This window comes from Phenylobacterium sp. LjRoot97, from assembly GCF_964254345.1.
Classification (GTDB): domain Bacteria; phylum Pseudomonadota; class Alphaproteobacteria; order Caulobacterales; family Caulobacteraceae; genus Phenylobacterium.
In genome coordinates this window covers 234,009-258,571 of the sequence record NZ_CAXUTH020000002.1, presented here as the reverse complement: position 1 = coordinate 258,571, position 24,563 = coordinate 234,009, and the positions used below count along the sequence as shown (strand labels likewise).

Annotated in this window: 20 protein-coding genes; 12 read left to right on the top strand and 8 right to left on the bottom strand. The window is 65.4% G+C overall.

Going from position 1 to position 24,563, the window contains the following annotated elements; translation table 11 throughout:
* Nucleotides 1-149: 149 nt before the first annotated feature.
* The 4 genes from ACSQ2H_RS23330 to ACSQ2H_RS23315 all read left to right on the top strand — a co-directional run bounded on the left by ACSQ2H_RS23330 (nucleotide 150) and on the right by ACSQ2H_RS23315 (nucleotide 3,121).
* Nucleotides 150-356: a hypothetical protein gene (locus tag ACSQ2H_RS23330; RefSeq protein ID WP_436063836.1), complete on the top strand. Its 207-nt coding sequence runs from the start codon at nucleotides 150-152 to the stop codon at nucleotides 354-356.
* Between the two features lie 779 nt (nucleotides 357-1,135).
* A complete protein-coding gene (locus ACSQ2H_RS23325) occupies nucleotides 1,136-1,417 on the top strand; it encodes a type II toxin-antitoxin system RelE/ParE family toxin (RefSeq protein ID WP_436063835.1) in 282 nt (93 codons plus the stop codon).
* A gap of 39 nt (nucleotides 1,418-1,456) precedes the next feature.
* The gene (locus ACSQ2H_RS23320) at nucleotides 1,457-1,774 is read left to right on the top strand and encodes a HigA family addiction module antitoxin (protein WP_436063834.1); all 318 of its coding nucleotides are present in this window, start codon (nucleotides 1,457-1,459) and stop codon (nucleotides 1,772-1,774) included.
* 789 nt (nucleotides 1,775-2,563) lie between these two features.
* Nucleotides 2,564-3,121, top strand: coding sequence for a hemerythrin domain-containing protein (locus ACSQ2H_RS23315; protein WP_436063833.1), 558 nt, complete (start codon nucleotides 2,564-2,566; stop codon nucleotides 3,119-3,121).
* Nucleotides 3,122-3,904: 783 nt separating this feature from the next.
* Here the strand turns inward: ACSQ2H_RS23315 and ACSQ2H_RS23310 are convergent.
* From ACSQ2H_RS23310 to ACSQ2H_RS23295, 4 genes are all read right to left on the bottom strand, one after another.
* A complete protein-coding gene (locus tag ACSQ2H_RS23310) occupies nucleotides 3,905-5,413 on the bottom strand; it encodes a sensor histidine kinase (RefSeq protein WP_436063832.1) in 1,509 nt (502 codons plus the stop codon).
* Nucleotides 5,414-5,574: 161 nt separating this feature from the next.
* On the bottom strand, nucleotides 5,575-6,039 hold the full coding sequence (locus ACSQ2H_RS23305) for a response regulator (RefSeq protein WP_436063831.1): 465 nt from the start codon (nucleotides 6,037-6,039) through the stop codon (nucleotides 5,575-5,577).
* A 9-nt stretch (nucleotides 6,040-6,048) separates the two neighbouring features.
* Entirely contained in the window at nucleotides 6,049-6,651 is a 603-nt protein-coding gene (locus tag ACSQ2H_RS23300) for a Crp/Fnr family transcriptional regulator (RefSeq protein WP_436063830.1), read from the bottom strand.
* A gap of 159 nt (nucleotides 6,652-6,810) precedes the next feature.
* Nucleotides 6,811-7,848 (bottom strand): sensor histidine kinase, encoded by a 1,038-nt coding sequence (locus ACSQ2H_RS23295; protein ID WP_436063829.1) that lies wholly within the window; start codon nucleotides 7,846-7,848, stop codon nucleotides 6,811-6,813.
* 303 nt (nucleotides 7,849-8,151) lie between these two features.
* Between ACSQ2H_RS23295 and ACSQ2H_RS23290 the strand changes: the two genes are divergently transcribed.
* From ACSQ2H_RS23290 to ACSQ2H_RS23280, 3 genes are all read left to right on the top strand, one after another.
* On the top strand, nucleotides 8,152-9,195 hold the full coding sequence (locus ACSQ2H_RS23290; RefSeq protein ID WP_436063828.1) for an ATP-dependent DNA ligase: 1,044 nt from the start codon (nucleotides 8,152-8,154) through the stop codon (nucleotides 9,193-9,195).
* An 89-nt stretch (nucleotides 9,196-9,284) separates the two neighbouring features.
* Nucleotides 9,285-11,480 (top strand): PAS domain-containing sensor histidine kinase, encoded by a 2,196-nt coding sequence (locus ACSQ2H_RS23285; protein ID WP_436063827.1) that lies wholly within the window; start codon nucleotides 9,285-9,287, stop codon nucleotides 11,478-11,480.
* A complete protein-coding gene (locus tag ACSQ2H_RS23280; RefSeq protein WP_436063826.1) occupies nucleotides 11,473-11,847 on the top strand; it encodes a response regulator in 375 nt (124 codons plus the stop codon). The genes ACSQ2H_RS23285 and ACSQ2H_RS23280 overlap by 8 nt, the downstream gene beginning before the upstream one ends.
* A 442-nt stretch (nucleotides 11,848-12,289) precedes the next feature.
* Here the strand turns inward: ACSQ2H_RS23280 and ACSQ2H_RS23275 are convergent, their stop codons facing one another.
* A complete protein-coding gene (locus ACSQ2H_RS23275; RefSeq protein ID WP_436063825.1) occupies nucleotides 12,290-13,078 on the bottom strand; it encodes a cyanophycinase in 789 nt (262 codons plus the stop codon).
* A 324-nt stretch (nucleotides 13,079-13,402) separates the two neighbouring features.
* Between ACSQ2H_RS23275 and ACSQ2H_RS23270 the strand changes: the two genes are divergently transcribed.
* The gene (locus ACSQ2H_RS23270) at nucleotides 13,403-13,699 is read left to right on the top strand and encodes a hypothetical protein (protein WP_436063824.1); all 297 of its coding nucleotides are present in this window, start codon (nucleotides 13,403-13,405) and stop codon (nucleotides 13,697-13,699) included.
* 134 nt (nucleotides 13,700-13,833) lie between these two features.
* Here the strand turns inward: ACSQ2H_RS23270 and ACSQ2H_RS23265 are convergent, their stop codons facing one another.
* A complete protein-coding gene (locus ACSQ2H_RS23265) occupies nucleotides 13,834-14,622 on the bottom strand; it encodes a Crp/Fnr family transcriptional regulator (RefSeq protein WP_436063823.1) in 789 nt (262 codons plus the stop codon).
* A gap of 290 nt (nucleotides 14,623-14,912) precedes the next feature.
* Here ACSQ2H_RS23265 and ACSQ2H_RS23260 point away from each other — a divergent pair, with 290 nt between their 5' ends.
* From ACSQ2H_RS23260 to ACSQ2H_RS23245, 4 genes are all read left to right on the top strand, one after another.
* Nucleotides 14,913-16,001 carry a sensor histidine kinase gene (locus ACSQ2H_RS23260; protein WP_436063822.1) on the top strand — a complete coding sequence of 363 codons (1,089 nt, stop codon included), beginning with the start codon at nucleotides 14,913-14,915 and terminating at the stop codon, nucleotides 15,999-16,001.
* A gap of 951 nt (nucleotides 16,002-16,952) precedes the next feature.
* A complete protein-coding gene (locus ACSQ2H_RS23255) occupies nucleotides 16,953-17,177 on the top strand; it encodes a hypothetical protein (RefSeq protein WP_436063821.1) in 225 nt (74 codons plus the stop codon).
* 344 nt (nucleotides 17,178-17,521) lie between these two features.
* Entirely contained in the window at nucleotides 17,522-18,178 is a 657-nt protein-coding gene (locus ACSQ2H_RS23250) for a lasso peptide biosynthesis B2 protein (RefSeq protein WP_436063820.1), read from the top strand.
* Nucleotides 18,179-18,509: 331 nt separating this feature from the next.
* Nucleotides 18,510-19,898 carry an asparagine synthase-related protein gene (locus tag ACSQ2H_RS23245; RefSeq protein WP_436063819.1) on the top strand — a complete coding sequence of 463 codons (1,389 nt, stop codon included), beginning with the start codon at nucleotides 18,510-18,512 and terminating at the stop codon, nucleotides 19,896-19,898.
* Here ACSQ2H_RS23245 and ACSQ2H_RS23240 read toward each other — a convergent pair.
* Both ACSQ2H_RS23240 and ACSQ2H_RS23235 read right to left on the bottom strand, forming a co-directional pair.
* A complete protein-coding gene (locus ACSQ2H_RS23240; protein ID WP_436063818.1) occupies nucleotides 19,813-21,960 on the bottom strand; it encodes an Atxe2 family lasso peptide isopeptidase in 2,148 nt (715 codons plus the stop codon). The genes ACSQ2H_RS23245 and ACSQ2H_RS23240 overlap by 86 nt on opposite strands.
* Nucleotides 21,961-21,995: 35 nt before the next feature.
* On the bottom strand, nucleotides 21,996-24,560 hold the full coding sequence (locus ACSQ2H_RS23235) for a TonB-dependent receptor domain-containing protein (RefSeq protein ID WP_436063817.1): 2,565 nt from the start codon (nucleotides 24,558-24,560) through the stop codon (nucleotides 21,996-21,998).
* Between the last annotated feature and the right edge of the window lie 3 nt (nucleotides 24,561-24,563).

Genomic DNA, 24,563 nt, shown 5'->3' with positions numbered 1-24,563 from the left:
CGTCGCGACGAGCTTGGGATGCTGAAAGGGCAGGAAGACGCGCGGCATGGTCGGCGCCACGTACTGCTGACTTCGTCCCTTGCCCTCGCGCGCCATGGGAACCTCCTGGGGTCGCCGGGAGTCGAGTCGTGAAGGAGGCCAGCGGCTCCATGATCAAGTCTAGCGACTTTCACTACATCGGTCGGGAGGACGGCGAGCCGATCGACGAGGCCCGGCACTTCTATCGCTGCCAGGCCTGCGGCCAGTCGGTCGACAAGCGCGACCTAGGTCAGGTGTTTCACCACGAAGAGCGCGGCCATCTGTCCCTCCCCGGCCTGGCACCGCCATCGCCCGGAGCGTCCGGGGCCCGCCGGTAATGGCGACTACGAAGGGACGATGACGGTTGTCCGACTCCTCGGCGTGGGCGAGGTCAAGGACCGGGCCTAGGCGCGAGGCCCTGCGCGGCGCCGCTTCACAATGACCTCCGCCCGGCTCTGGGCGGCTGTGTCTGACCACTTATCCACTCGGCCCTGAATATCTTTGATCTCGGCGGCGCTCGCCTTGGCGAGCCACTCGTTCAGCAAGTCGTTCGGCTCTATCGGCCGCAATCGTCCCGGCATGTTTCCCCTCCCGCCCGGGGAATGGCCCGCTCAGCCAAGGGGGTTGAAGAGCGGGCCGCTCGCCGCAGCCATGATCAACGCTGCTCCCCCGAGCCGTGACCGCTCTGAGGTGAGCGCAATGATCTGAGCCCCAATCATTTACACTGTCAATGATCTGTAAATTCCCAGGGTTCAGTGGACGCCCCGAGCCTCAGGGTCCTGGAGAAAGCAGCCGGGCCAGGAGAGCGTGACCGCCGGTTTCAGCCCCTCTTCATCGGTCAACATCGGACAACCGGCCGGGCCGGGTCAACGCCGACAGGGCGTTCTGCCTGGGCAAAACGGACATCATCGGTCGGGATCGGTCGGCAGTTCGACGGGCTCTCTCACCGCAAAAATGCACTGAAATCGTTGATGAAATGGGCGTCACAGTAACACGTCCCACTTTGCGTCCCAACTTGCGCGACTGCTCGCGCCCTGGCCCATGCGTACCGCCGCGCGGTACATTTTGCTTGACCTCCGTACCGGGGGGCGGTACATTCCTCCGCATTGGAGGATGGATGATCCAGGGCTTTGAGGACGAGACGACGAAGGAGGTGTTCGAGGGACGTGTGCCTCGTCGCTTTCCGACCAACGTCTTCCAAGCCGCCCGCCGGAAGCTCCTGCAACTGGACGCCGCCGCCGTGGTTGAGGACATGCGCATCCCACCAGGGAACCGGCTCGAAGCGCTCCAGGGCGACCGGGCCGGTCAATGGTCCGTTAGAGTCAATGACCAATACCGGATCTGTTTCATCTGGGGGCCACGAGGCCCCGCCAACGTGGAGTTCGTCGACTACCACTGACCCGCTGGGTAGCGGGTCATAGATTGAGGAACTGGATAGATGCCTCACGATTATACCGCCTTCGCCGCTCCCGCCCCTCACCCGGGCGAACACATCCGAGAGGACTACCTCCCTGCCTATAATCTGACCCCGGGGCGACTAGCCCGCGCCATGGGCCTTGGGAACGCCCGCCAGCGCATAGAGCGCCTAGTCCGCGGGCAGCAGGACATCACGGCCGACACCGCCCTCCGCTTGGGCCGGGTGTTCGGAACGACCCCAGACTTTTGGCTAAACCTGCAAGCGACCCACGACCTGTCCGTGGCGGCGCTTGCGAACCGAGACGCCATCGAGGCGATCCAGACGCTAGAAGTGGCTTAGGAGAGGCATGTCGATCATCCTGACGCTGACGCGGCCGCCGCCGCGAGCCCAGGCATTCCGCTAACCGACTGCATGTGCTGCGGCGAGCCCGCCGGCGGCCCGATCGTCTCTTACGACCTGAATGTTGAGGGTGCGACGGTGCGTGCGCTCTTCCACCGCGACTGCGCTTTCGCCATGGCGCAGCGCATCGTCTGCGACGCCTCGCCGAACCGCCGCAGGGAGTGGATGAGAAACGATCGCTAAATACGACACCGCCTCCGCGGGTGCGTGCGGAGGCGGTGGTACTCTCTCGACGCCGGGGCGGTGGCGGCCGAGACCAAGACGCCCTGCTGAACAGCATAGGCTGGAGCAGAAACGGTCCGCCCAGCGAGAGGGTTCCCTCGGACCGCTCCCCAGCGACCACTGGCTGCATCAGGGCCTAACGAGCGCGGGTGCGCCGCTCTCCCGGAAGCGTCATCCTTGACCCATGGACCATGCGGCAGAGCATCTGGTGGAGCACTGAGGATGAAGCGACTAGCGGAGTCCAAAGAACCAGAGCACCGCCAGAATGACGACGACGAGGCCTACGATATAAATCAGACGGTTCATGAGGCGCGTTCTCCTGTGACTTCAGCAACGCGCTCGCCCGCTCCGCCGTTCCTGCAGAAGCTACGCCTTCGAAACAGTGCCAGGAGAAGTCGTCCGGCCGAACTCCTGCGAGCCGCTCTTAACAGGAACCGGCAACGCGAGCCTGAGTTTTGGCCCCCATTGGGACCGTCAAAACGGTTCGCTACAGTGAGGAGATGAGCGATGGCGACCACCGCAAAAGCCAGTTCGGCCAAAACCGCTTCCGGCAAATCCAGTTCGGCCCGCAAGAGCTCAGGCCGCCGCCGCCGGACGGGCCGCCGTGACCCGCTGGCGATCCGCCTGCTGAAGGCCGACCATCGTGAAGTCGAGGCCTGGTTCGACGAGTACGAGCAACTTGAGGACGACGCCGACAAGCTGGCGCTGTTCACGAAGATCGCCACCGCGCTTAAGGTCCATACTCAGATCGAAGAGGAAATCTTCTATCCGGAAGAGCGCGGCGACGTCGAAGAAGACATGCTCGACGAAGCCTATGTCGAACACGACGGCGCCAAGAAGCTGATCGCCGAGATCGAGGCGATGCAGCCTGGCGACGACCTCTATGACGCGAAGGTCAAGGTGCTCGGCGAGTACATCAAGCACCATGTCAAAGAAGAGGAACAGCCCGGCGGGATCTTCGCCCAGGCGAAGAAGGGCGACGAGGACCTCGAGGCGATGGGTGAACGTCTCAAGGCTCGCAAGGAAGAGCTGATGAGCGAATTGGCTCCTGCCAAGGCCAACTGAACCCAAGACGAAGACGCAAAAGGCGCCGTGCGGTACACGGAGGTTCGCAAACCCTAGTTGCGGCCTCCGTGACTCGTCGTGGACGGATGCCGGATCGATCAGTCGCGGCAGGACTGATGTTCGGAGCGGCTGCTTAGGCTGGCGGGGGGCAGCAGCTGCCGCCTAAACTAGTTCAGCGGCTTCAGAGTGCGTGGAGACGCAAATATCCCCAGCCAACGCTCCCCGCACCACAGTTCGCATCCAAACAAACTATCGGCGCGGAAAATGGCGGCGACCGCCTGCTCATCGGTCTCGAAGTCCAACTCCACTTCACCGTCGACGAAACCTAAGGGGTCGAGGACCAGGATTGAATAGGTGTTCACAGGTCGGCCGGGCGCAGCTGCCCCCACGCGTTTTGCACGAGCAAGAGGCACTCTCGCCCCGCGGCCAGTTCCATCGCCCGGATGCGCCGACCGGCCTGTTCAGCCTCTTGGCTCGAAGCGAAACGTCCCCAACGGCCCCCTTGACCCAGAAGGCTCCAACGATCGGCGAAGCGGATCACGGCTAGTTGTGCGACGTGCATGGCTTGATGCTCCTTCCAGAGCAAAACCTGCCCCCTACAGGCTCTCGCCGCATTCGCATTTGTTACGGCCCACAGGAGCGCGTTCTACTCGGCGACCACAGCAACAATTGGCACATCTGCGGCCGGATACTTGCGCCAGCCTATCGGCCGCGAATGGACGCTCTCCTCCCTGCAACCGGTCGAACCGGCCCGGACCGATGGATCACCGGTCGTGGCGACTCCTAGCCGGCGCCTTTACGGGGCGGCGGTTCGCAGCGATCCAAGGACGCCGCCAACCTGATCAGCAATCCCTCGGGCCGCCAGACCTGTTCAAGCCGGCCATCCAACTGCGCCACCGTCGCCCGCGTCAGCCGGCTGCCGAAACCGACCGCCTCCGGCGGCGCGTCCACCGCCGGCCCGCCGCTCTCCTCCCAAAGGAGCTCCAGCTCCCGATTGCGCACGCGGGTCTCGATCTTCACGCGACCCTGCGGCACGGAAAGCGCGCCGTACTTCACCGCGTTGGTGGCGAACTCGTAGATCAGCATGGCGAAGGAGGTCGCGGCCTCCCCTGTCAGCGCAAAGTCAGACCCTGCCACCTCAAGCTGGCCATCGGCCGCGCGCTGGTAAGGCGCCATGATCGCGTGGATCAGCTGATGCAGCGGCGCGACCTCGGCGCCCTCGCCATCCAAGCGCATCGTCAGCGAATGGGCGGCCGCCAATGCGGCCAGCCGCTCCTGAAGATCCGCGGCCAGTGCGGCACGGTCGCCGGCTTCGCGAGCGCTGAGACGCACCATTCCGCTCGCCAGGCTGAATAGATTGCGGACCCGATGGTCGACCTCGCGCAGCAACAGGTTTTGCCGCTCCAGCGCCTGCTTGCGATCGGTCACATCGATCCCGATGCCCACACGGGTGGAATCGGAGAGTTTGATGTTCGCCCAGCTGGTCTCGATCGTCCGCCCGCCGAGCGTCCGCATCGGCGCATCGAACCACCCTGCAGGACAGTCGCGCATGTAGCCCGCGACCCGCTTTCGCAGCTCGCTGTCGGGAAACAGTTCGGCCATGAGATCGACGTCGCTCGAACCGTCCCAGCCCACCGCGCGCAAGAACTCTGCGTTGAATCTCAGCGCGCCGGTCGAAGGATCGAAGAGCTTGATCATCACCGGAATGTTGTCGAACAGGGCTTCGAACTGTTCCTTCTGCCGCCGCGCGTCCTGCTCGGCGCGCAGCCGTTCGAGCGCGAAGGCCAACTGTCTGGCGATGGTGAGCGCAAGGCTGACTTCTTCGTCGCCGAAGACGTGCGGCTCGGCCTTGTAGACCATGAACTTGCCGATGACGGCCCCGCCCGCTGTGAGCGGCACGAAGGCAAGCGAGCGTATTCCCTCGCCGAGTATCGTCGTCTTGAGCGCCTCAGGCTCGTCGGTCTCGATGATATCGCTTATGCAGATGGGCGCGGCGCCGGTTTGACCCGGCGCCCAGGGCGTATGGCCGTCTACCGCCCTTCGATAGCCTTCCGAGATCCCGCGCCAGGCGACAAAGCGCATCACGCCAGCCTGGTCGAACAACAGAACCGAAGCCCTCGGGCACCCCAAGGCACGTTCCAACGCCTCGAGCGCGGCTTCACAAATCTCGTCCTGATCGCTCGCGCGCAGCAGCCGATCGGTGAACTCATAGAGCGCCTGGAGCGCCTGCTGGGGAGCGGGCGGTGGGCGTTCAGTTGTCAGAACGCCAATGGGAAACTCACGAACAGGCACCCTCGTCTCCACCAATCGTCATGCTCATTGACGCCGCCCGCACCGCCGCTGCATTCACGAATGTTAATTAACGAGGCCCAAGCAGTCCCAGGGGAGACAAGGCGGGTTCAGCATTGCGAAGGCTCGTTCGGCCGAAAGGCTTTCACGCCTACGTCGGGAGCTCAGCCCCCGCTCGCCGGACCCGCGAGTCCGACGGGCGGCGCAAACAGTTTCAGCAGCGCCAGCCTCGGATCTGCCGGCTTCTCATAGAGCGGGGTCGCGCTGAATCGGGCTGGCACAACCTCCGCCGTGTAGCCGGTGAGAAAAGCGAAGCGGACCTGCCGTGCGGCGAGCGCATCGGCGATCGGGTAGCTCATTTCGCCGCTCAGGTTGATATTGAGCAGCGCCGCATCGAGATCACCGGCGGCAATAATCCGTAAGGCGTCCTCAATGCGGGGCGCCGGACCAAGGACGACCACGCCCGCGCGCTGAAGAAGTCCGACGACCTCCTGGGCGAGCAACCAGTCGTCTTCGACCACCAGCACGCGCCGCCCGGCCAGTGAGCCTGACGCATCGCCAATTTCCTGATTGCCCCAAGCCCGCATGCGCACCGCCGCAGCCATGGCCGCAATCGGCGGCGGCGGCATTCACCCATGTTAAGCCCGTGTGCGATCCGAGATCTCCACGGTCGGACAGGCGGGTTTGTAGTCGGAGATCGTTGCGAGGGTGTGGGGCTCGCGCAGGTGCGCCTTGCCGCCCTGCAACTCCAAAAGCTGCTCGCGGCGCAGCTGCTGCAAAATGCGGTTCACGTGAACAATGCTCAGGCCGCTGGCGTCCGCGAGGGTCTCCTGCGTCATCGGCATCGGGAAGTCCGTCTCGCTGGCGAGGCCGACAAGCATCAGCCGGTCGCGGATTTCCAGCAGCAGGTGGCAGAGGCGCTCATAGGCTGTCTGTCGCCCCAGCCGCATGATCTGGGCGAGCAGATAGGCCTCATCCAGGCTTGCCGAGACATGAAGGGCGTCGCGCAGTTCGCTATAGCGCGGGTCCTCGCCGGATATGGCTCTTTGAACCGGTCCGGCGTCCACGTACTGGACGGGGGTCAGGGCGACGACCGTCGACAGCGCCAGCGGGTTGGGCCGGGCGCAAACGCCAAGTCCTTCCCCGGGCAGCACGAAATTGAAGATCTGGCGGCGCCCGTCGGGCAGTATCCGAACCCTGGCGGCCCAACCCTTGAGGATGAATTTTGGGCGTCCGAGCACGTCGCGTTCGCTGACGATCTCGGTCCCGCCGCCGACCGGATTGAACGTCCGAGAGCGTGGCGAGCAATGCTTCGCCGGCCTCGCCCACGCGCGCCAAGGCCCCCAGGCGTCGACTGACGATGGCCGCCCTCGGTCTTGCCGGCGGGCGCAAGGCTACGTTCATGTCTTCCGCGCTGCAGGCGTCAGCGGAATGACGAGCTCGCAGTGCAGCCCGCCGGGCTCCAAACTGAACGCGGTTTCGGCGCCGAGTTGATAGGCGAGCCCCTGCTCGATCAACTGCCTGCCAAATCCCAGGCGAGCCGGATAGGTTTCGATGAGCGGCACGCCGCTCTCATGCCAATTCAGCTGCAGGCGATCCTCGTCGCCTGCAGGGACGACCTTCCAAATGACCGTGACGCGGCCATGGCCGGCCAAGGCGCCAAACTTGACCGAGTTCACGGCCAGCTCGTGCAAGGCCAGAGCCAGATACTCGGCGACCGGGCCATGCAGCCTCACCGCAGGCCCCGAAACCACCGCCTGGTCGCCCTCCTCGGTGTTCTGCAGCAGTTCCTCCCAGACCAGCTCCTCGACATCGAGCCCTTCATCCACACGACGCACCAGCGCCGATTGAACCCGAGCCAGTGCGTTCAGCCGGCCGTCGAAGTGGGAAAAGAAGCTGCCGAGATCGTGCGAGTTCTCCAGCGTGCGCCGCGCCAGCGATCGGACCATCGCCATCACGTTCTTCACGCGGTGCTGCAGCTCGGCGAGCAGCCAGGACGCCCGCAGCTCCTCGGCGCGACGCTCGGTCTCGTCCGCAACGACTCCCACGACCCGCAAGGGCCGGCCGCCCTCGTCGCGCAGGACCCTGAATCGCTTGACGATGAACCGCTCCTGACCATCGGGGCGATGATATCGGAAGGCGATCTCATGGTCGGTGAGCAACGGGTCGGTAAGCACCCTCTCCTTCATGCTCAGGAGATCTGCGCGGTCCTCTTCGTCGACGCCGAGCAACCATTCGGTCCAGAGCATGGCGCTCCGAACACCATAGATCTCGGCCGCGCGCGCCGAGAGGTTGAGCCAGCCCGTGGTCACATCGCGCTCGAAGGTGCCGAGCCCTGCGATCTCCATGGCAAGTTCCAGCCTCGCCTCGGTGGCGACGGGATCGTTCGCGGGATGCAATGCGCTGCTCGGCACGTTGAAGCCTTTCTCGCCACCCATTGGCCGAGGCATCGCCTTCAGTCGACGCCGCGCGGCGGCTGTTCGTTCAGCTAGTCTTGCCGAGACATACGCCCCGTACTCGCCCGGCGCCGCCTCATTTGATAAAGCGTGCTGCAGTCGGGAGCCGCTTTCGGGCGAACGCAGGACCGCTCCACCATTGGGATGAGCCAGCCGCCGGCGCCCGGCCCCACGTGCGTCCGCCCCTCTTTCTATAGTGAAGCTGAAACCCCGACGTTCCCGGCGGCCTTAACCTGCAGGATCACCAACGCCCCCGGCGTTGCATCCGGGACAGGGCGAGGCCGGATGCTGGTGAAGGAAGCCTCTTACAAAACCGACGCGGAGGCTGGCGCCCGGGGCAAGACCTCGGCTGACTCTGTTCTCGGGACGGTCAGCGCCCCAATGGAAGCCCGCTCGCAGCCCGCCCTACCGGACGGCGAGGGCTGGTGGTTCGAGCCCAAATGGGACGGCTTTCGCTGCCTGCTTGCTCGAGGCGCCACCGGGGTCCAGCTGCAGTCAAAGTCCGGCAAGGACCTCGTCCGCTACTTTCCGGAGATTGCAGCCGCCGCCAAGGTGTTGGCGCCGGGCCCTTACGTGCTCGATGGGGAGCTGCTCGCTGCGCGCGACGGCGCTTTCTCCTTCGAAGCGCTCCAGGACCGCCTGCACCCGGCCGAGAGCCGCATCCGGCGCCTGGCGGCCGAAGCTCCTGCCATGTTCACGGCGTTCGACCTCTTACAGACACCCGAAGCTGACCTCCGCGGTCAGCCGTTCGAGCGCCGCCGGGCCGAACTGGTCCAATTTCTGGCCCGGCACGCCAACCCCCGGTTCAGTCTGACCCACGGGACGCGCGAGCGCAGCACCGCGGACGCGTGGTTGGGCGAAACGGCCGTCGAAGGGGTTGTGGCCAAGCGCCTCGACGAACCCTATCGGCCGGGCGAGCGCGCCTGGGTGAAGGTGAAGCGCCGGCGGACTGCGGACTGCGTCGTCGGCGGGTTTCGATACGCGAAGAACTCGGGGCTGGTCGGCTCGCTGCTGCTGGGCCTCTACGATGAGCAGGGGCGGCTCAACCTCGTTGGCTTCGTCTCCGGCTTCGCAGGTCTGGACAAGACGGCGCTCACCGCGCGCCTCGAGGCGCTGGAGGGGCCGCCAGGCTTTACCGGCGCCGCGCCCGGCCCCAGCCGCTGGTCGACCGACCGATCGGCTGACTGGCGTCCCCTGCGCCCGGAGCTCGTCGTGGAAGTGGAGTTTGACCACGCCAGCGGCCATCGGATGCGTCACGGGGCGCGCTTCGTGCGCTTCCGGCCTGACAAGTCCCCCGAGCAATGCCGGATGGAGCAGCTCGATGTTTGACAGCGCTGAGCTCGCCCAGGGCGCCCGCTCCGATGAACGCGCAGCGCGCCTGAGCCGTTGTACCCTCACGAGCAAGGAGGCTGCGCCAGGTGAACGACCGCTCCCCTGACCACCAAGACGGGCAGCACTGGGCGCAGTCTGCGAGAGAGGAGGTCCTGGAGTTCACCGCCAAGATCGCCGAAACCGTCCGCGAGCCTTTCCTCGTGCTCGACCCCGACCATCGCGTGGTGTTCGCAAACCCCTCCTTCTACGCCTGCTTCAAGGTGGACGAGGCGGCGACCGAAGGCCGGCTGATCTACGAGCTCGGCAACAACGGGTGGGACATTCCCGAACTCCGCCGGCTGTTGCACGACGTCCTCCCGAATGACGAGCGTTTCGTCGACTACCGCGTCGAGCACAGGTTTGAGACCATCGGCGAACGGGTGATGATCCTGAACGGCCGGCGGCTGGACCACGCGCAATTGATCCTGCTCGCGATCGAGGACGTCACGGCCCGCGACAGGGCCGAGCGGCGGCTGCGCGACAGCGAGGCGCGACTGGCGGGCGTGCTGGCGCACCTGCCGGTCGGGGTCGGGCTGTTCGACACGCAGGGCCGCTTCACGCTGAAAAACCCGGGTCTCGAAACGGTGATGGGCGGCCACCTGCCGTCGCAAAGCGAGATTGAGGCCAAGAGCTGGAGGATCGTCGACCCGAACGGCGAGGCCGTGGCGCCGCAGGATTATCCCGGCGCCCGCGCGCTCAGGGGCGAGGCTACGATTTCACCGGTGGAGTTTCAGCACGCCGCGGATGGTGATGAGCGGATCCTGCGGGTCAGCGCCGCGCCAATCTGCGAGGGTGGTTCAGTGGCGGGGGGCGTCATCGTTGTGGAGGACGTCACCGAGGAACGGCGTACACAAGGCCAGGTGCGTGCTCTGGGCGAGCGTACCCGAGAGGTTCTGGAAAGCATTTCCGACGCGTTTTACGCCGTCGATCGAGACTGGCGGTTCACCTATGTGAACCGCAAGGCCGAAGAGCTTTGGGGCCGGTCGCGCGCCGAACTCATCGGCAGATCTTTCTGGGGAGAATTTCCAGGGGCCGTCGGCTCTCCGGCTTACGAAGCCCACGCTCGGGCCGCCGAGACACGTGAGGTCGTTCGGCTGGAGACCATTTCCCCGGTGCTCGCCCGTTGGATCGACATCACGATCTATCCGGCCGCCGATGGGCTTTCTGTCTATTTCCGCGACATCTCCGACCGCAAGGCGGCCGAGGCCACGTTGCGCGAGAGCGAGGAACGCTATCGCGCTATCCTCGAAAGCGCCCTCGACTACGCGATCTTCACGACGAACATGGATGGGCTGATCGACACCTGGCCGCCCGGCGCCGAGGCGGTTTTCGGATGGTCTGCGCAAGAAGCAGTCGGCCAGAACCTGGCGATGACCTTCGTGCCGGAGGATCGGACGAGCGGGGAGCCGGAGAAGGAAATGGCCCTTGCCCGGGAACATGGCTGGGCGCCGAACGTACGCTGGCACCTGCGTAAGGACGGCCGCCGTGTTTTCATCGAGGGATCGATGCGGCCGATGTTTGATGGCGGCGCCGAACCGAGCGGCTACCTTAAGGTCGGCCAGGACGTCACCGAACGCCGGCAATGGGACGAGCGCCAGAAAGTTCTGGTCGGAGAACTGCAACACCGTACCCGCAACCTGATGACCGTCGTGAGCTCCATGTTCGATAAGACACGGCGCGGCGCGGGCAGCATGGAGGAGTTGACCGCCACCTATCAGGATCGTCTCGCAGCCTTGGCCCGCGTGCAGGGCTTACTCTCAAGGCTCAATGAAGGGGACCGTATCGCGTTCGATGAGCTGATCCGGACCGAGCTGCTGGCGATGGGGGCGATCGGGCCGGACGGCGCCGGCGAGCGGGTGACGCTCGATGGCCCCGGCGGCGTGCTGCTGCGCTCCTCGACGGTGCAGACCTTCGCCCTGGCCCTCCACGAACTGGCGACCAACGCCTCCAAGTACGGCGCGCTCTCGCAGCCTGGCGCCAAACTCTCTGTGCGCTGGCGCCTGATCCAGGATGAGCAGGCGCCGCGGCTGCGGATCGACTGGGTGGAAAGTGGCGTGCGGATGCCTCTGCTTGCAAATTCCGCCGCCTGGGGGTCTGGCTTCGGCCGCGAGTTGATCGAACGTGCGCTACCCTATCAGCTGCAGGCCAAGACCAGTTACGAGATCGGCGGTGACGGCGTGCGCTGCACGATAGAGCTGCCAGTCTCTGAAACTCTACGCCTTGCCGAGAGGCCTCATGCCTGACCAAAGCCTGGCGGGGCGCAGCGTCCTTGTCGTCGAGGATGAATACATGATGGCGAGCGACCTGACCGAGGCGCTGGAAGCCGCCGGCGCCGCAGTCATCGGCCCAGCGCCCACAGTTCAACAGGCGATGTCGGCGATTGCGTCACAGGCAGACGTCCACGCCGCGGTGCTGGACGTGAATCTTAGCGGTGAAATGGTCTATCCACTCGCCGATTTCCTAGCTGATCGAGGGGTGAGGTTTCTGTTCACGACGGGCTATGACGCTGACACCATCCCGCCACGTTTCAACCACGTGTCGCGGCTCGAAAAGCCCATTGGTCCAGCGGACGTCGTGAAAGCCGTCGTCAGGCTTGTGGATCGCAGCTAGCCGCCTCAGCACGACAAGCGCCCATCGCGCCAGCCCGGGCGCGGGTCACTTTCCAAACCGCGCCCCGGTTGACGTTCAGTGAAGCCGAACCAGCATCCCGATCCTCAGGGCTGGGGCGCCCCCTCGCCGATAGAGGGCCCCGCAGCGTCAGGCGCTGACTGCACCTGGCTAGGCGCACCGCCTGGTTGTTCGGCGTCGGGGGTCTGTCCAGACGGTCCGCCGCCAGGGGCGTCCGGGGACTCGATGCTACTGGCGGCGCGGGCGTCAGCCTCCCGCGTCGGCTCACGCCCCGCGTCTTGCCCGCAGGCGCTCAGGAGCAGGGCTGCAAACGCTACAATCGACCACTTCATTTCAGTCTCCTACCTTCCAGACGGTCCGCGCCATGGGTTCGCCTCACCCCGCGGGTTCAGCGCCGCCGCGGGGTCCGCGAGCTTGCCCCTTATCATGTCGATGGCCGGCGGCTTGAGAGCGAAAACCTGTCGCCCTTCGACAACACATGCATGCTGACGTCGAACATCGACAAGGTACGCTCCGGCTCGGCTTCGGCGATGTTGGACCGGCTGACGCTTGCGCCATCGATCACGTAGACGGCGCCCTCGCCGACAACATTGAAAGTATCGCCCTCGACGATGATCGCGGTGTCTTCGTCGATCCCGACGCCAAGCACGGTTGGGTTCTGGGCGACCGCTCCGAGAAGACGGCCGAAACGCCCTCGTTCCGCGAAATGCTGATCGATGATCACATCACGGATCAAGCCCAGGCCAGGCGCCATATGGACGTCGCCGATCCGATGGGACTCCGATCCTGGTCCACGCACGAGCATGGTCTCGCACATCACCGAAGCGCCGGCTGATGTTCCAGCCACCACGCCGCCGGCGGCGTGAATCTCTCGTACCCGACGTTCCACGGGCGTATCCCCGATCTGACTCGAAATACGCAGCTGGTCCCCGCCCGTGAAGAATACGCCGGCCGCGCCTTCAAGCGTTGCGAGAACGTCGGGCGCCGTCGATTGCGACCGATCCTCAAGGTAGAGTTCGGCCGTGTCGGTGACGCCGAGCTCGCCGAACACCTCCCGGTAGGTGCTGAAGTAGTCGCGCGGGCGCTGCGACGCGATCGTAGCGATGACCAGTTTTCTTCCGGCGAGCCGTTCGGCGAGCGAGTCCAGGATTTCGCGGTCGCCTTCCTTGTCCTCCCCGCCGCCGATGATGAACAGGGGGCCAGGGTTAGACATGCCTGCTCGGCCCAAAGAAGCTAGGGCCAGTTTCGCCGCCCGCTCCGACCGGCAAGCTCAGCGTCGATGGGAGGTTACGCCTCGCTAGCCGGGTTATGGTCAGGCCTGTTGAAAACACTGAGCGGAACATGTGACTCCAGGGGATCTGGTAGGCGCGATGAACGCCGCCGCGAGCGCGCCGGTTCCATTTTTACTCAACTCAAACATTGGATTTGAGCGCATTTACAGCACTTAACAAATGATGTGGCGCATTTTCTGTACATCCATCAGTATTACCGCGCCGCATGAGCTCAAATTACGGTGCGCAATTTCCCAGGAGAACGGGTGGAGGATATCGCCTTCAAACTCGACGCGTCCGACGAGCAGACCGTATTGGCCGCATGCGAAATGCTGAGCTGTACGCGTGATGACCTGATGCTCGCGATCAATGTCGTGGGACCGGACATCGACGCTTTGGCCCAGCGCCTTTTGACGACGCGGGCAAGAAGCGCGCTTTGGGAAGACCCCGCCCCGGATCTTTTACAGGACGGTCAGGAAGAGGTCTTTTCACGCCGCGCGGTCGAACTCGGACTAGACTACGACCCGCCGGCGCTACCTCCCCCCAGCGACGGCGAGACCTGACGGGCTCTAACCAGCCTGACGGCTGGCCGCCGGCGGAAGGATCGCCACAGAACCGCTAGGTTTCTCGCGCGCGACGCGGGGCCGCCTGGGGTCGAACGCGCCTATGTGCTCTGGCGCTGACCGGAGTCAGCGCGCTAGCCGACGGGCCAAGCCGCCGGGCGGAGGACCATCGGGCCTTCAGACTGGGCGCCGCGGCCAACGCGGCGGTACTCGCTGATATTCTGAAGAGCGTCGAGATCCTTGAGCTGGGCGCTGCCGCCCCGAATTTCAAGCAGCCGGTCCCGCCGCAGTTGCTGCAGCACGCGATTGACATGCACGACGCTCAATCCCAGCACATCGCCCATGCATTCCTGCGTCAGCGGCATCTCGAACTCTGTCGCGCCAGGGTCCCCGCCCGTGCAGCGTTCCCGAAGTTCAAGCAGCAGATGGCAGATGCGCTCATACGCGCTGTGACACCCCAGCCGCTCCACTTGGTTGAGAAGCCTCTCCTCCTCGGTCCTGGCCTGTTCGGCAAGGTGGCGCTTTAAGTCCTCCGCAAGCAGCCCCGGCTGCGCCATCGCCGTTTTCAGGCTCGTCGCGTCCACCAGGTCTATTGAAGTGACAGCCATCACGGCGACCGGTGAGGCGTGGCGCCCGGGCGTGAGGCCGAAACCATCGCCAGGAAGTAGAAAATCGAAAATTTGCCGTCGACCGTCGGCGAGCCATCGGATGCGGGCGGCCCATCCCTCGACAACTATGAAGGGGCGCGACCGATCGCGCTCCGCGACGACCAGCTGGCCAGCGGAAAACGACGACACCGCTTTCAGTTCCGACACAAGCTGCGACGCAGACGCGCTAAGCTGGGCGAACCCGCTCAGGGCTTGCGCCAAAGCCTCGATCGTCGGCGATTGTTCCGAACGTGCTGTCGAACCTGACCACATCATTCCGTCCTCGATCAGCTAAATACCAAGCGTCTCTCCCCGTCCCCGCACAAGGCGAGCGTCATTCAGACTGGCACACCCTTCGCCGCTCCGCTTTTAACCGATGATAAGGCGGACCAACCTTCTGCGGACGAGATGGGTGTGAGCGTGCACCCATAGTCCCCATCAGGTGTTATCTCCCCGCTTCTACGTCTTTAGGCGCCGGGGTTTCGCCTCAGCAGGGTCGGAGTACGGCGGCTCATTCGGGGCCGGGCCGCCTCGCTGCGGGATGAGGCTCTTTCTGGACGGGGACAATGAGTTTGGGGCGTTCTGGAACCGACCCGACAGGCGCAGACGGCAAGTTGGGGGACGAGACCTCGGCGCAGAGATCCGGGGACGAGCTGCGTACCACCGAACGCCGCTTTCTGGAGGCCCAGGAGCTTGCCGGCGTGGGGGTTTGGGAGTGGAATCTTTCGACTGATGATCGCTGGTGGTCGCCCGTCGTCTACCAACTCTGGGGTCTGACACAGGCCGATGGGCTGCCATCGCGCGCCAGGTTGAAGATCCACCCGGACGACGTGGCGCGGTACGAAACGGCGTGGACTGACGCGCGAAGCGTCGGCGAATTTCACGCCGAGTGGCGTGTGATCCTCCCCGACGGGTCACATCGTTGGCTCGCTGGGTCTGGTCGTGTGGAGCGCTCGCCGACGGGCGACCTGATGTTGGGAGTGACCCAGGACGTCACCGAACGCAAACGGATGGAGAACAAGCTCACCACGGTGCTGGAGGAACTCCAGCACCGTGTGCGCAACAATCTCGCCATTGTCCGATCTGTCGTTTCCCGGACCGTCAGCAACTCGACGTCTGTCGAAGAGCTTGGCGCACACCTGGACGGACGCCTGCAGACCCTTGCCCGGACCCAAGCCGTCTTCACCCGCATGGGCGCGAGCGCCATGGACCTCGCCGAGGTGATTCGCGAGGAAATGGTCGCCGTCGCCATCGACGAATCCCAGCTAGTCATCGAGGGCCCTCCAGTCCGTTTACGGCGGGAGGCGGCCCAGACCATCGCTCTTGCGATCCATGAGCTGACCACAAACGCCATCAAGTATGGGTCCCTGGCTGAGCCGACCGGGCGGCTGGCCGTCGAATGGCGCATCGTCAGATCAAGCCATGGCCAACGGCTCTTTTTAGACTGGCGGGAAAGCGGCACGCGTGCGCTTGACACCTCGCCTTCACGGTTCGGCTTTGGCCGCGAGCTCATTGAAAAGGGCCTGCCCTATGAGCTCGGCGCCAAGACCTCAATCGAGTTTCACCCGGGCGGCGTGCGGGCGGTTATTGAGATACCGCTTAGCGATCGCATCGCCGAACTCGCAGAGCCGGAGGACTGGCAAGGAAGGGCGTGACCTTTGAGCTTTCGTTGTCGAAGACCGGAGCTCGGGCGGCGCCGGGTGCGACGATCCTATGAAACGCCGTCGGCGCCCACCGTCACGTCGGCCTGGACGCGCCAGACCTCGCCTGGCGGAGCGGATTGGATTCTGCAGGATCGCTTTAGAACCTATCGATCGATCACACGTTTGTCCGCTCACTGACAGTGGGGTGCGAACGTGGCCGATTACGCATTGTTTTCTCAGGGTCAGATATGGACCCTGCATTGCAGTTCCGGTTGGGTCAGGGGCTACTCCTCCAGGGCCAAAGCGCTTGAAGCCGTCGCCGAAGCGTTGGAGGACGACGCCGAACGACAAAACGCCACCCTATTGCTCCAGGATGAGACTGGCTTCGTCGCCTCCCCGTCTCCCGCCGCGTTTCTGGCCCCCTACCGGCCGGGCGGGCCGCAATAAGATCGGACGTCGGTGTCTGTACGGGCAACGGCAAAAGCAGCCCTTGATGGCGCCGCCGCGGGCCTTGTTGGGCCCGCAGCGGATAGTCCTCGCGCTCCATACGCCCCTCTGTACACTGGCCCCCTGATTTTGAACTCTGGCGATCAAAATCTCGGAACGCAGCTAGCGCAGACCTGTTTATACTTGGTCCGGGCCGCAACGCCCCCTGCCGGTCCGGATTGATCCAGCGATCAGGCCGCCCCTTTCACGAGAGGCGGCCGTTTGCTCCCACAATTTCCGATTCAATTCAGACGGCCGGCTTCCGCACGTCGAATTCTGACTCATCAATATTTGTTTGGCGCTCAGTCTTCTTGAAGCGGCGCCTCACTCATTCACGCTTGGTTGGCGAAGTTTGAAGGGCAAAGGAGAAGGTATGACCGGCGGATGGAAGTTAGGGCAAGGAGAACAGACCGGTCATGGCCCGACCTCCTCGCGCACAACCGTCGTCAATGGCTTTTCACCCCTGCCGTCCGCCCGATGACGACCGCTGACGAGAAAGTCACCGAGGTCCACGAGTACTGGATCGTCGTTCTGGGACCGGATGGGCGCGGGTTGGGTCGGACGAAGCTCAACTGCTCAACGACCGTAGAGGCGGTCGCCATGGCCTGCACGACGCAGAGCCCATTCGGGCATGAACTCTGGTCCACCGGCGGGTTTATCGGGCGCTTCGAGATGGCCCTTTCGGCGGCCGACCCGAAGTAATCGGCGTTCAGGGGCCGAACTGGCGATCAACTGCGTCATCGGTCGTCGGAACCGGGCGGGGCCAAGGAACCGATAGAATATACTCCTGTTGAGCCGCCCGGGGTCACGCCATCCTACGTCATCACCTGAAAGGTGCTCCATCAATCCGAGCAAGTCGGAGCAAGACGATGACCCAAGACACCTATCTCGAACTCGAAACCGCCGAAGTGATCGATCTCGGCGCCGTGTCGGAGCGGACCGAAGGCCTGATCCAGGAAGTCGGCGAAAGCGCCTTCGATCGCAAGTAAGCCTATCGACGGCGGCGCGCCAGGCGGGCCGCCGTCACCCTCTTCTGGAGGCGCCGTATGCTGAGCAACCGGCTTGTCTTCCTGGCGCGCATCGACACCCGCTCGATCGCGCTCGACCTGCGCCGCGACCGATACCTCGCTTTCAACGCCGCCATGACGCGCGGCGTGCTGGACCTGGCGGGCCGTGAACCGACCGCCAGCGAAGCCGACCGCGATCGGGCGCGCTCGCGACTGAACGCACTCGGCATCTCGATCAACGAGCTTGACCCGTCGCCCCCTCCGCTGGCGGCCAGACGCACCATCTGGGCCAGCACCCCCGACATCATCTCCATGCGGCCAGCCCCTCGACCGGCCGCGTTGCTGGCCCTGACTGAAACTTGGGCGCGCCTGAAGGGCCAGCGATTTTGGCGCACGCTCGCCTGGGCCGACCTGCAGTTGCGCGCCTATTGTGGTGACGGACCGCTGCAAGGCGTGATCGACGACTACAGCGCCACACGACCCTGGTTCCCAATCGCCCCGATCTGCCGGCTTGACGCTATCGCCACAGCGCTACTCCTCGCCCGCGCCGGCTGCGCGCCGCGACTGGTCTTTGGCGTCCGGCTCGATCCGTTTCACGCCCACTGCTGGGTGGAAGCTCAGGGCTTCGTCATCAACGAAGCGGCGGAGGACGTCGGCCAGTACACCCCAATCCTGGCGCTCCAGGGCCATGCTTAGGTACGTCGCCCTCGTCACCCGAAGCGCTTCCCGTCCGGCCCTGACCGCCGTTCGACAGCGTTTGCTGGGGTTGCAAGGATGGTCGACGCTGATGGACACGCCTCTGGCGGTTGTCCGCGCCGTGTCGCGGGCTCCCAGCCGCCTCGGGTTCAGGCGCGTCGCCGATGGCGCCTGCGTGGTGGGGCGGATGCTGGGCGGATCTGCGCCGCCGTACGCATCGTGGGGCGGTTACCTATCCTTCGAAACGCCGCGCCCAGACCGTCTCGTGGTGCGTCGTGACCCGACTGGTCGCATAGAGTGTTGGCGCTGGCCCCTGCCTGGCGGCGAGCTGTTGTTCTCTCATCTGGCCGATGCGCTTTCGCTTGGGCTGCGGCCGCCCGCCATCCATTGGGATTACCTCGCCTATCACCTCACCTGCCACTTCCTGCGCGGCGAAGCCTGCGGCCTAGAGGGCGTCTTCGAGTTGCTCCCAGGGGCCGAGCGCACCTATTCCAGCGGCGGCTCGACGGAGCGCTTCTATTGGGATCCGCACGACATCGCGGGCGATCGACATGGAAGCGAAGCGGAGTCGCAGCACGCCCTCCGCGCAGCTGGGGAAGCCGCGATCACAGCCTATGGCTCGCTCTACCGGCGCATCGCCCTCGATCTCTCAGGGGGTCTGGATTCCTCGATCGTCCTGGGCCTGCTGCGCGGCGCTTGCGGCCACGCCGATGTCGTAGGGGTGAACTATGTGACGGCCCACCCTGAAGGCGACGAGCGAGCCTACGCGCGGCAGGCCGCAGCAATGCACGGCGTACCGCTGCTCGAACGAGAACTCAGCCTGCATGGCTTTGACAGCGTCCAGACCTTTGGCGACCGGCTGCTGCGCCCCTCCAGCCGGATGATGCCGATGGGCTACGATCAGCTCCACAGCGCCCTGCTCGGCGAAATCGGCGCCGACGCCTTCTTCACCGGCAGTGGCGGGGACCATCTCTTCGCCGTCGCCGTCGGACCCGAGGCCGTCGCCGATCATGGGCAGTTGCTGGGGCTTGGCGGGCTTGGACGGAGGGCCCACGAAATCGCCAACCTTTCCCAGGGTACAATCTGGGGCGTACTCGGCCGCGCCGCGGCCGCGGCGATCCGTCCGCCCGGACCTTCCCTGGGCGACGTCAGCTGCCTCTCCGCAGAGGTGCAGGCCCACGTCGACCCGGCTCGCTTCACCCATCCCTGGCTGTCGGCGCGCCGCGGCACGCCGCCCGGCAAGGTGCAGCAGATCGCTGCGCTGGCCGAGCTATATCGACACTATTGGCGCTATGGCCGCGCCGACGTCGCCGAGGAGGCCCATCCGCTCTTCTCGCAGCCGGTGATGGAAGCCTGCCTGCGCACACCGACATTCCATTTCATCGCCGGCGGGCGTCAGAGGGGGCTCGCACGCAATGCTTTCGGCGACCTTCTGCCGAGCGCCATACGCGAGCGCAGGTCCAAAGGCGCCAATACCAGCCATTGGGTGAGAACCATGGCCTCGGACCTCCCGCGCGTTCGGGCCTTGCTCTTGGACGGCGAACTCAGCCGCCGCGGATGGCTCGATCGAGGCCACCTGGAAAAGACCCTGACTCCGTCCGGCTTAGTCGAAAATGCGCGGCTGAGTTCGCTGGTCACCTGCCTGACGACGGAGTTGTGGATCCAGGGGATGTCGCCTGTGCTTGGCGATCGGCCGGCTCCGACAGCTTCGCCCGCATAGTTCGCCAACGCGCATACTGCTCAAACACGTCCCCCGCCGGGTCTTCCCGTCCGAGCAGCCAGAACTCCAGCCAGGCCCGATTGAGACGCTGGAGCGCAACGATGCGGCGGGGGCTGTAGAAGATGTGCATCTCCTCGGGGAAGATCTTCATCTCGATCGGCCGGTCCGCAGCAATCAGCGCCTGCACGCCTTCGAACCCGATCAATGCCTGGTGAGCACCCGCGGTAATCAGCAACGGCGTCTGCAGGCGCTCGGGCTTGTTAGACCATGCAAGCTCGGAAAGCGCGTCGCCTGGGCCCGGTGAGAGTCCCCGCATCGAGAACATGCGTTGCAGGGTGGCGCGACGCGGTCCGGGCGGCACCAGGGCCATGAAGCTCATGTCATGACTGCCGGAGTCCGCGACGGCGGCGGCGTAGCGGGCCGTGCGCTGCAGCGTGTAGTGGACATTCTCGGCGCCGGCGCTCACGCCGGTGATAGCCAGGCGATGCGGGTCGACCAGCCCCTCGGCGACCAGCCGGTCGACAGCAGCCTCATTGGCTTCGAAGGCGCTTGCTCGATCCGGCAGGCCTGGGCCAAGACCGCGGCGATAGACGCCGACCGCATCGAGGGTCTGTCGCCCTTCCCAATCCTCCGGCCGATCGACGGAGAGAACCACAAAGCCCCTGGCCGAAAGATCGAAGATCGCATGGGCTCCGCCAACCTGCCCGCGCAGATATCCTCGGGAGGCGTACTGGGTCAGCACGAGCGGGTAGCGGACGCCCGCCTCGTACTCCAATGGATAGACGACGTGGGCGAAGGCCGGCCTGCCCTCCCGATCGGCGAAGAAGATCTTCCGCACACGCGGATACTGCTTGCCGGCGAAGCCGGGATTTGGGTCGGCGATCACGCGCAGGCGGCCGCTTCGCAGGCTAACGGCGACAATGGCCTTTGGCTGGGTCGGCGCCTCTGCAGTGCAGATCAATTCCCATCCTGAGCGGACGCAGTCCTCAAGCTGGGAGGAGGTCTGCAAGACCTTCCGCAGGCTTCCTGACGCGGGCCGCCAGACATAGAGCGCATTTTCATCGCGCGGCAGGTCGTCGGCTCGGCCAGTCCCGCTGGCGCCCTTGACGAACCACGCCGCATCGCCCGTCGGCATGGCGCCCACGGCGCGTAGAAACATGCTCTCGCACGCGCGGCAAACGCCGCCTTTACGTCCGCCCAGCACGACGCGCATCAGAGGCGCTGTGGCTTTGTCCTGCGCTGGATCGGAGAGCTCAGTCCACGCCCGGAGGCCATCCGCGCGCGGCTCTCCGACAACGCCTGAGCGTGGAGACGGCGTGCTCTGCGCCCGCGACTCAAGCCAGGCGATCTCCGCAGGCCGGGCCGCGCGGCGCCCCGCTTCGTCCACGACGAAGACCTGGTTCGAGCAGGTTAGCGCAGGCGCGGCGCGGCAATCAGGACGAGTAGGTGAAGGATCGCGGGCCGCGAACAGCGGCATGCGGCCGTCCAGCAACCAACCTGAGCGCGCCTCGGACTCCACGGCGGTCTTGAACGCTGCGACGTCGAGACCGGCGCGATAGACCAGTCCGCCGTCCGCCAGCCAGTCGACGTCCAGCACATTGACGTCGCCCGCGTCGATTTCGCGCACGGCCCCGTCGGCGACGGATGCGACCACCAGGCCGACGCGATCGCCGATCCGTCGTCGGTAGGCGATGCGGCCACCGTCCGGCGACCACTTCGCCTTTTCCGCCGTGATGCTCGCATAGGGCAGGCCATAGAGATAATCGACCAGCGGTTCTCCGCGATCGTCCTGCACGGGGCGCGGCTCGGTGGAGCCGTCGACGGGCGCGACGAACCAGCGAAGAACGTAGCGATCCTCATCGAGCACCGCCTGTCGAACCGAGAAGGCCAGCCACCGCCGATCCGGCGACAGGCTGATCGGACCGAGATCGCGCAGGGTCGCCAAGTCCTCGATCAGGACCGCCCCGCCCGGGGTCGGGGATCTGGCGTCCCGTCCAAAGGCGGCCCCGGCCCAATCGGCCGCCGCCTGCCCGCTCACCGCCAGGCCAAAGACCAGCGTCACAAGGCCCGCCCAACGACGGACGTCCAGCAGACGCCTCACCACGACTTGACCAGCTCCAGGCTGAGGAAGCGGCCGATGATCGAGGCGTTGGTCGGATCCCACCGATAGTTGGTGATCGCCGCCGGAGCCGTCTGCGGGGGCGACGTGTCGAAGAGGTTGGTGGCGCTCAGTACGATCCGAACATCGCTCAGTGCGCGGCCGTGACCTTGGCCAAGCTCGTAGGTCAGGCTGAAGTCGATGGTGTTGTAGTCGGAGACCTTGACCGTCTCTGCCCGGCGGTTGTCGACATAGTTATCGACATAGTTCCAGTAGACGGCGGAGGTCCAGGTCGCCCCCGACCATACGAGGCCGCTGCGCATCCGCAGATCGGCCGGCGAAAAGATCGTGTCGACCCGGCTGATCGGCGGGCTGCCCGGCTTCAGCCGTTCCTCAAAACGGTCCAGATAGTTGGCGTCCCAGCTGAGCTGAAGCGATCCTTCGCCGAGACGCCGCTCATAGGCCAGCCCGGCGTTGAAGCCCGACATCCGTGTCGCAGCGACGTTTGTGCTGCGCGCATCGATCAGCGCCGCGATCGGGGTCTGCGGATTGGGCGAATAGACCCGGTACCCTCGCGCGCCGGCCAGCAGCCCGTCGACATCCGCCTGGGCCGGGTTTCGCGTCAGCAGGGTCGCCGGTGCGCCGCTGATATTGGAAGAATAAGAGAAGGTGGGGTCGGGCGCCGCCAAGCGGTCGTGATATCTGACGTCGTAGTAGCCGAGGGTGAGGCGAAGGCCTGGGATCTGGTCCGGCTCGTAGGTCAAGGTGGCGTTGAAGTTGTCCGCGGTCTCCGGCCCCAGCGAGCGTCCGGTCCCGGCGATGTAGCCGATGCGCGTCAGCCCCGTCGGGGACCGGTCGTCGCGCGCGTCCACGATGCTGACGAAGTAGTCGCTGGTCAGTTCGTACATGGACGGCGCGCGGAAGGAACGGGCGAGCGCTGCTCGCACGGACAGTTCAGGGCTCAGCGTCCAAAGCACCGCGAGCTTCGGGACCGCCTTCGACCCGAAATCTGAGTAGTCGTCGAGCCGCGCGGCCAGGCTCAGGGTCAGGCTGTCCACCCCCGCGACGCCGGCGTCGGCGCCAAGAAGCGGGACTTCGGCTTCGCCATAGATGGACCCTACCTGGCGTCCGGCCGACTCCCTCTCCACGAGAGAGCGCAGGCGCTCCTCCCGGTATGCGGCGCCGATCGCCGTGCGCACCGGTCCGGCCGGCAGGCTGAATAATGATCCGCTTGCATTGGCTTCGATGGACCAGAGCTCGTTGGTGCGTCGCACCGGATCGCCCGGCGTGCCGGCGCCCGTCGTTCTGGAGATATCCAGGGTCTGATATTTGCCGGTGTTACCGTTCACGGTCGCGGCGATGTCGAGCACCCAGTCGCTCGGCAGCGTCGCCTTCAGTCCGGCGTGGACCGCGTACTCGGAGAGCGTGTAGGACCCCTGGTTGATGCTGCTCAGGCCGCTCGCCTGGATCCCGTCCTCGGACCGCCGAAGATAGACGGCGTCGGCCGTCAGCTCGACATCGTCGCTCGGGGTAAGTGTCAAGGAGCCGAAATAGCTGGTGCGGCGGGTATCCCCGAACAGGGACTGTGGCTGGACATGGTCCCGGGACGCGGCCCGCTTGCTGGAGGCCAGGCCGTTCTGGTCAACGCGTTCGACCCCCGCAACGGCAGACAGCGACCTCCATTCACCGCCGACGATCATGCTGCCGGCCCAGGTGTCCAGGCCATCGCGCGCGCCGCCGTAACGCAGACGCGCCTCGCCGCCTTCCATGCGTCGACGGGTGATGATGTTGACGACGCCCGCGACCGCGTCGGCGCCGTAGATGGCCGAGGCCCCGTCCGCCAACACTTCCATGCGATCGACGGCGGCCAGCGGCACAAGCGAAAGGTCTACGGCGACGCCCGATCCCACGACCGGAAGCCGGTGACCGTTCAGCAGTACGAGGGTGGCCCCCGATCCCAGGCCGTAGAGGTTGGCGCTGGAGGCGTGGAAGCTGTTATCGCCCGCACCGTCCTGGATGACGTTGCCGACCGACGTCTCGGGATTTAGGCCGCCGCTGAAATTCACCGGCAGACTGCGGAGCGCCTGACCAAGATCCAGAAACCCACCCCGCTCGATGTCGACGGCGCTGAGTTCGACAACCTGGGCGATCGCGTCCCCGCCACGGATATGGCTACCCGTGACGACGACCTCTCCCAGGATTGGAGCGTCCCCATCCCGGGGCGGCGCGCGGTCCTGCACGACGATTTGGATCGCCCCGTCCGGCGCCGTTCTCCAACTCAGCCCGCTGCCGTCCAGAAGCGCCGCCAAGGCCTTGTTCGGCGGGAGTTCGCCGTGAAGCGCGGGTGCAAGGCGCTGGCCCACCAGATCCTCGCTGAACAGAAGCTCGCGGCCGGTGACGCGGCCATAAGCCCTCAGCGCATCGCCTAGCGGCATGGCCGCTATATCGAAACGACTTGGGCTGGGCGTCACCTCGGCGGCCGTTGCGGCGCCAAGCGAAGCGAACGCCAGCATGGCGGCCACCGCCGTGCTTTGGATGAGCCGGCCGCGCGTGATCGATCTCATAGG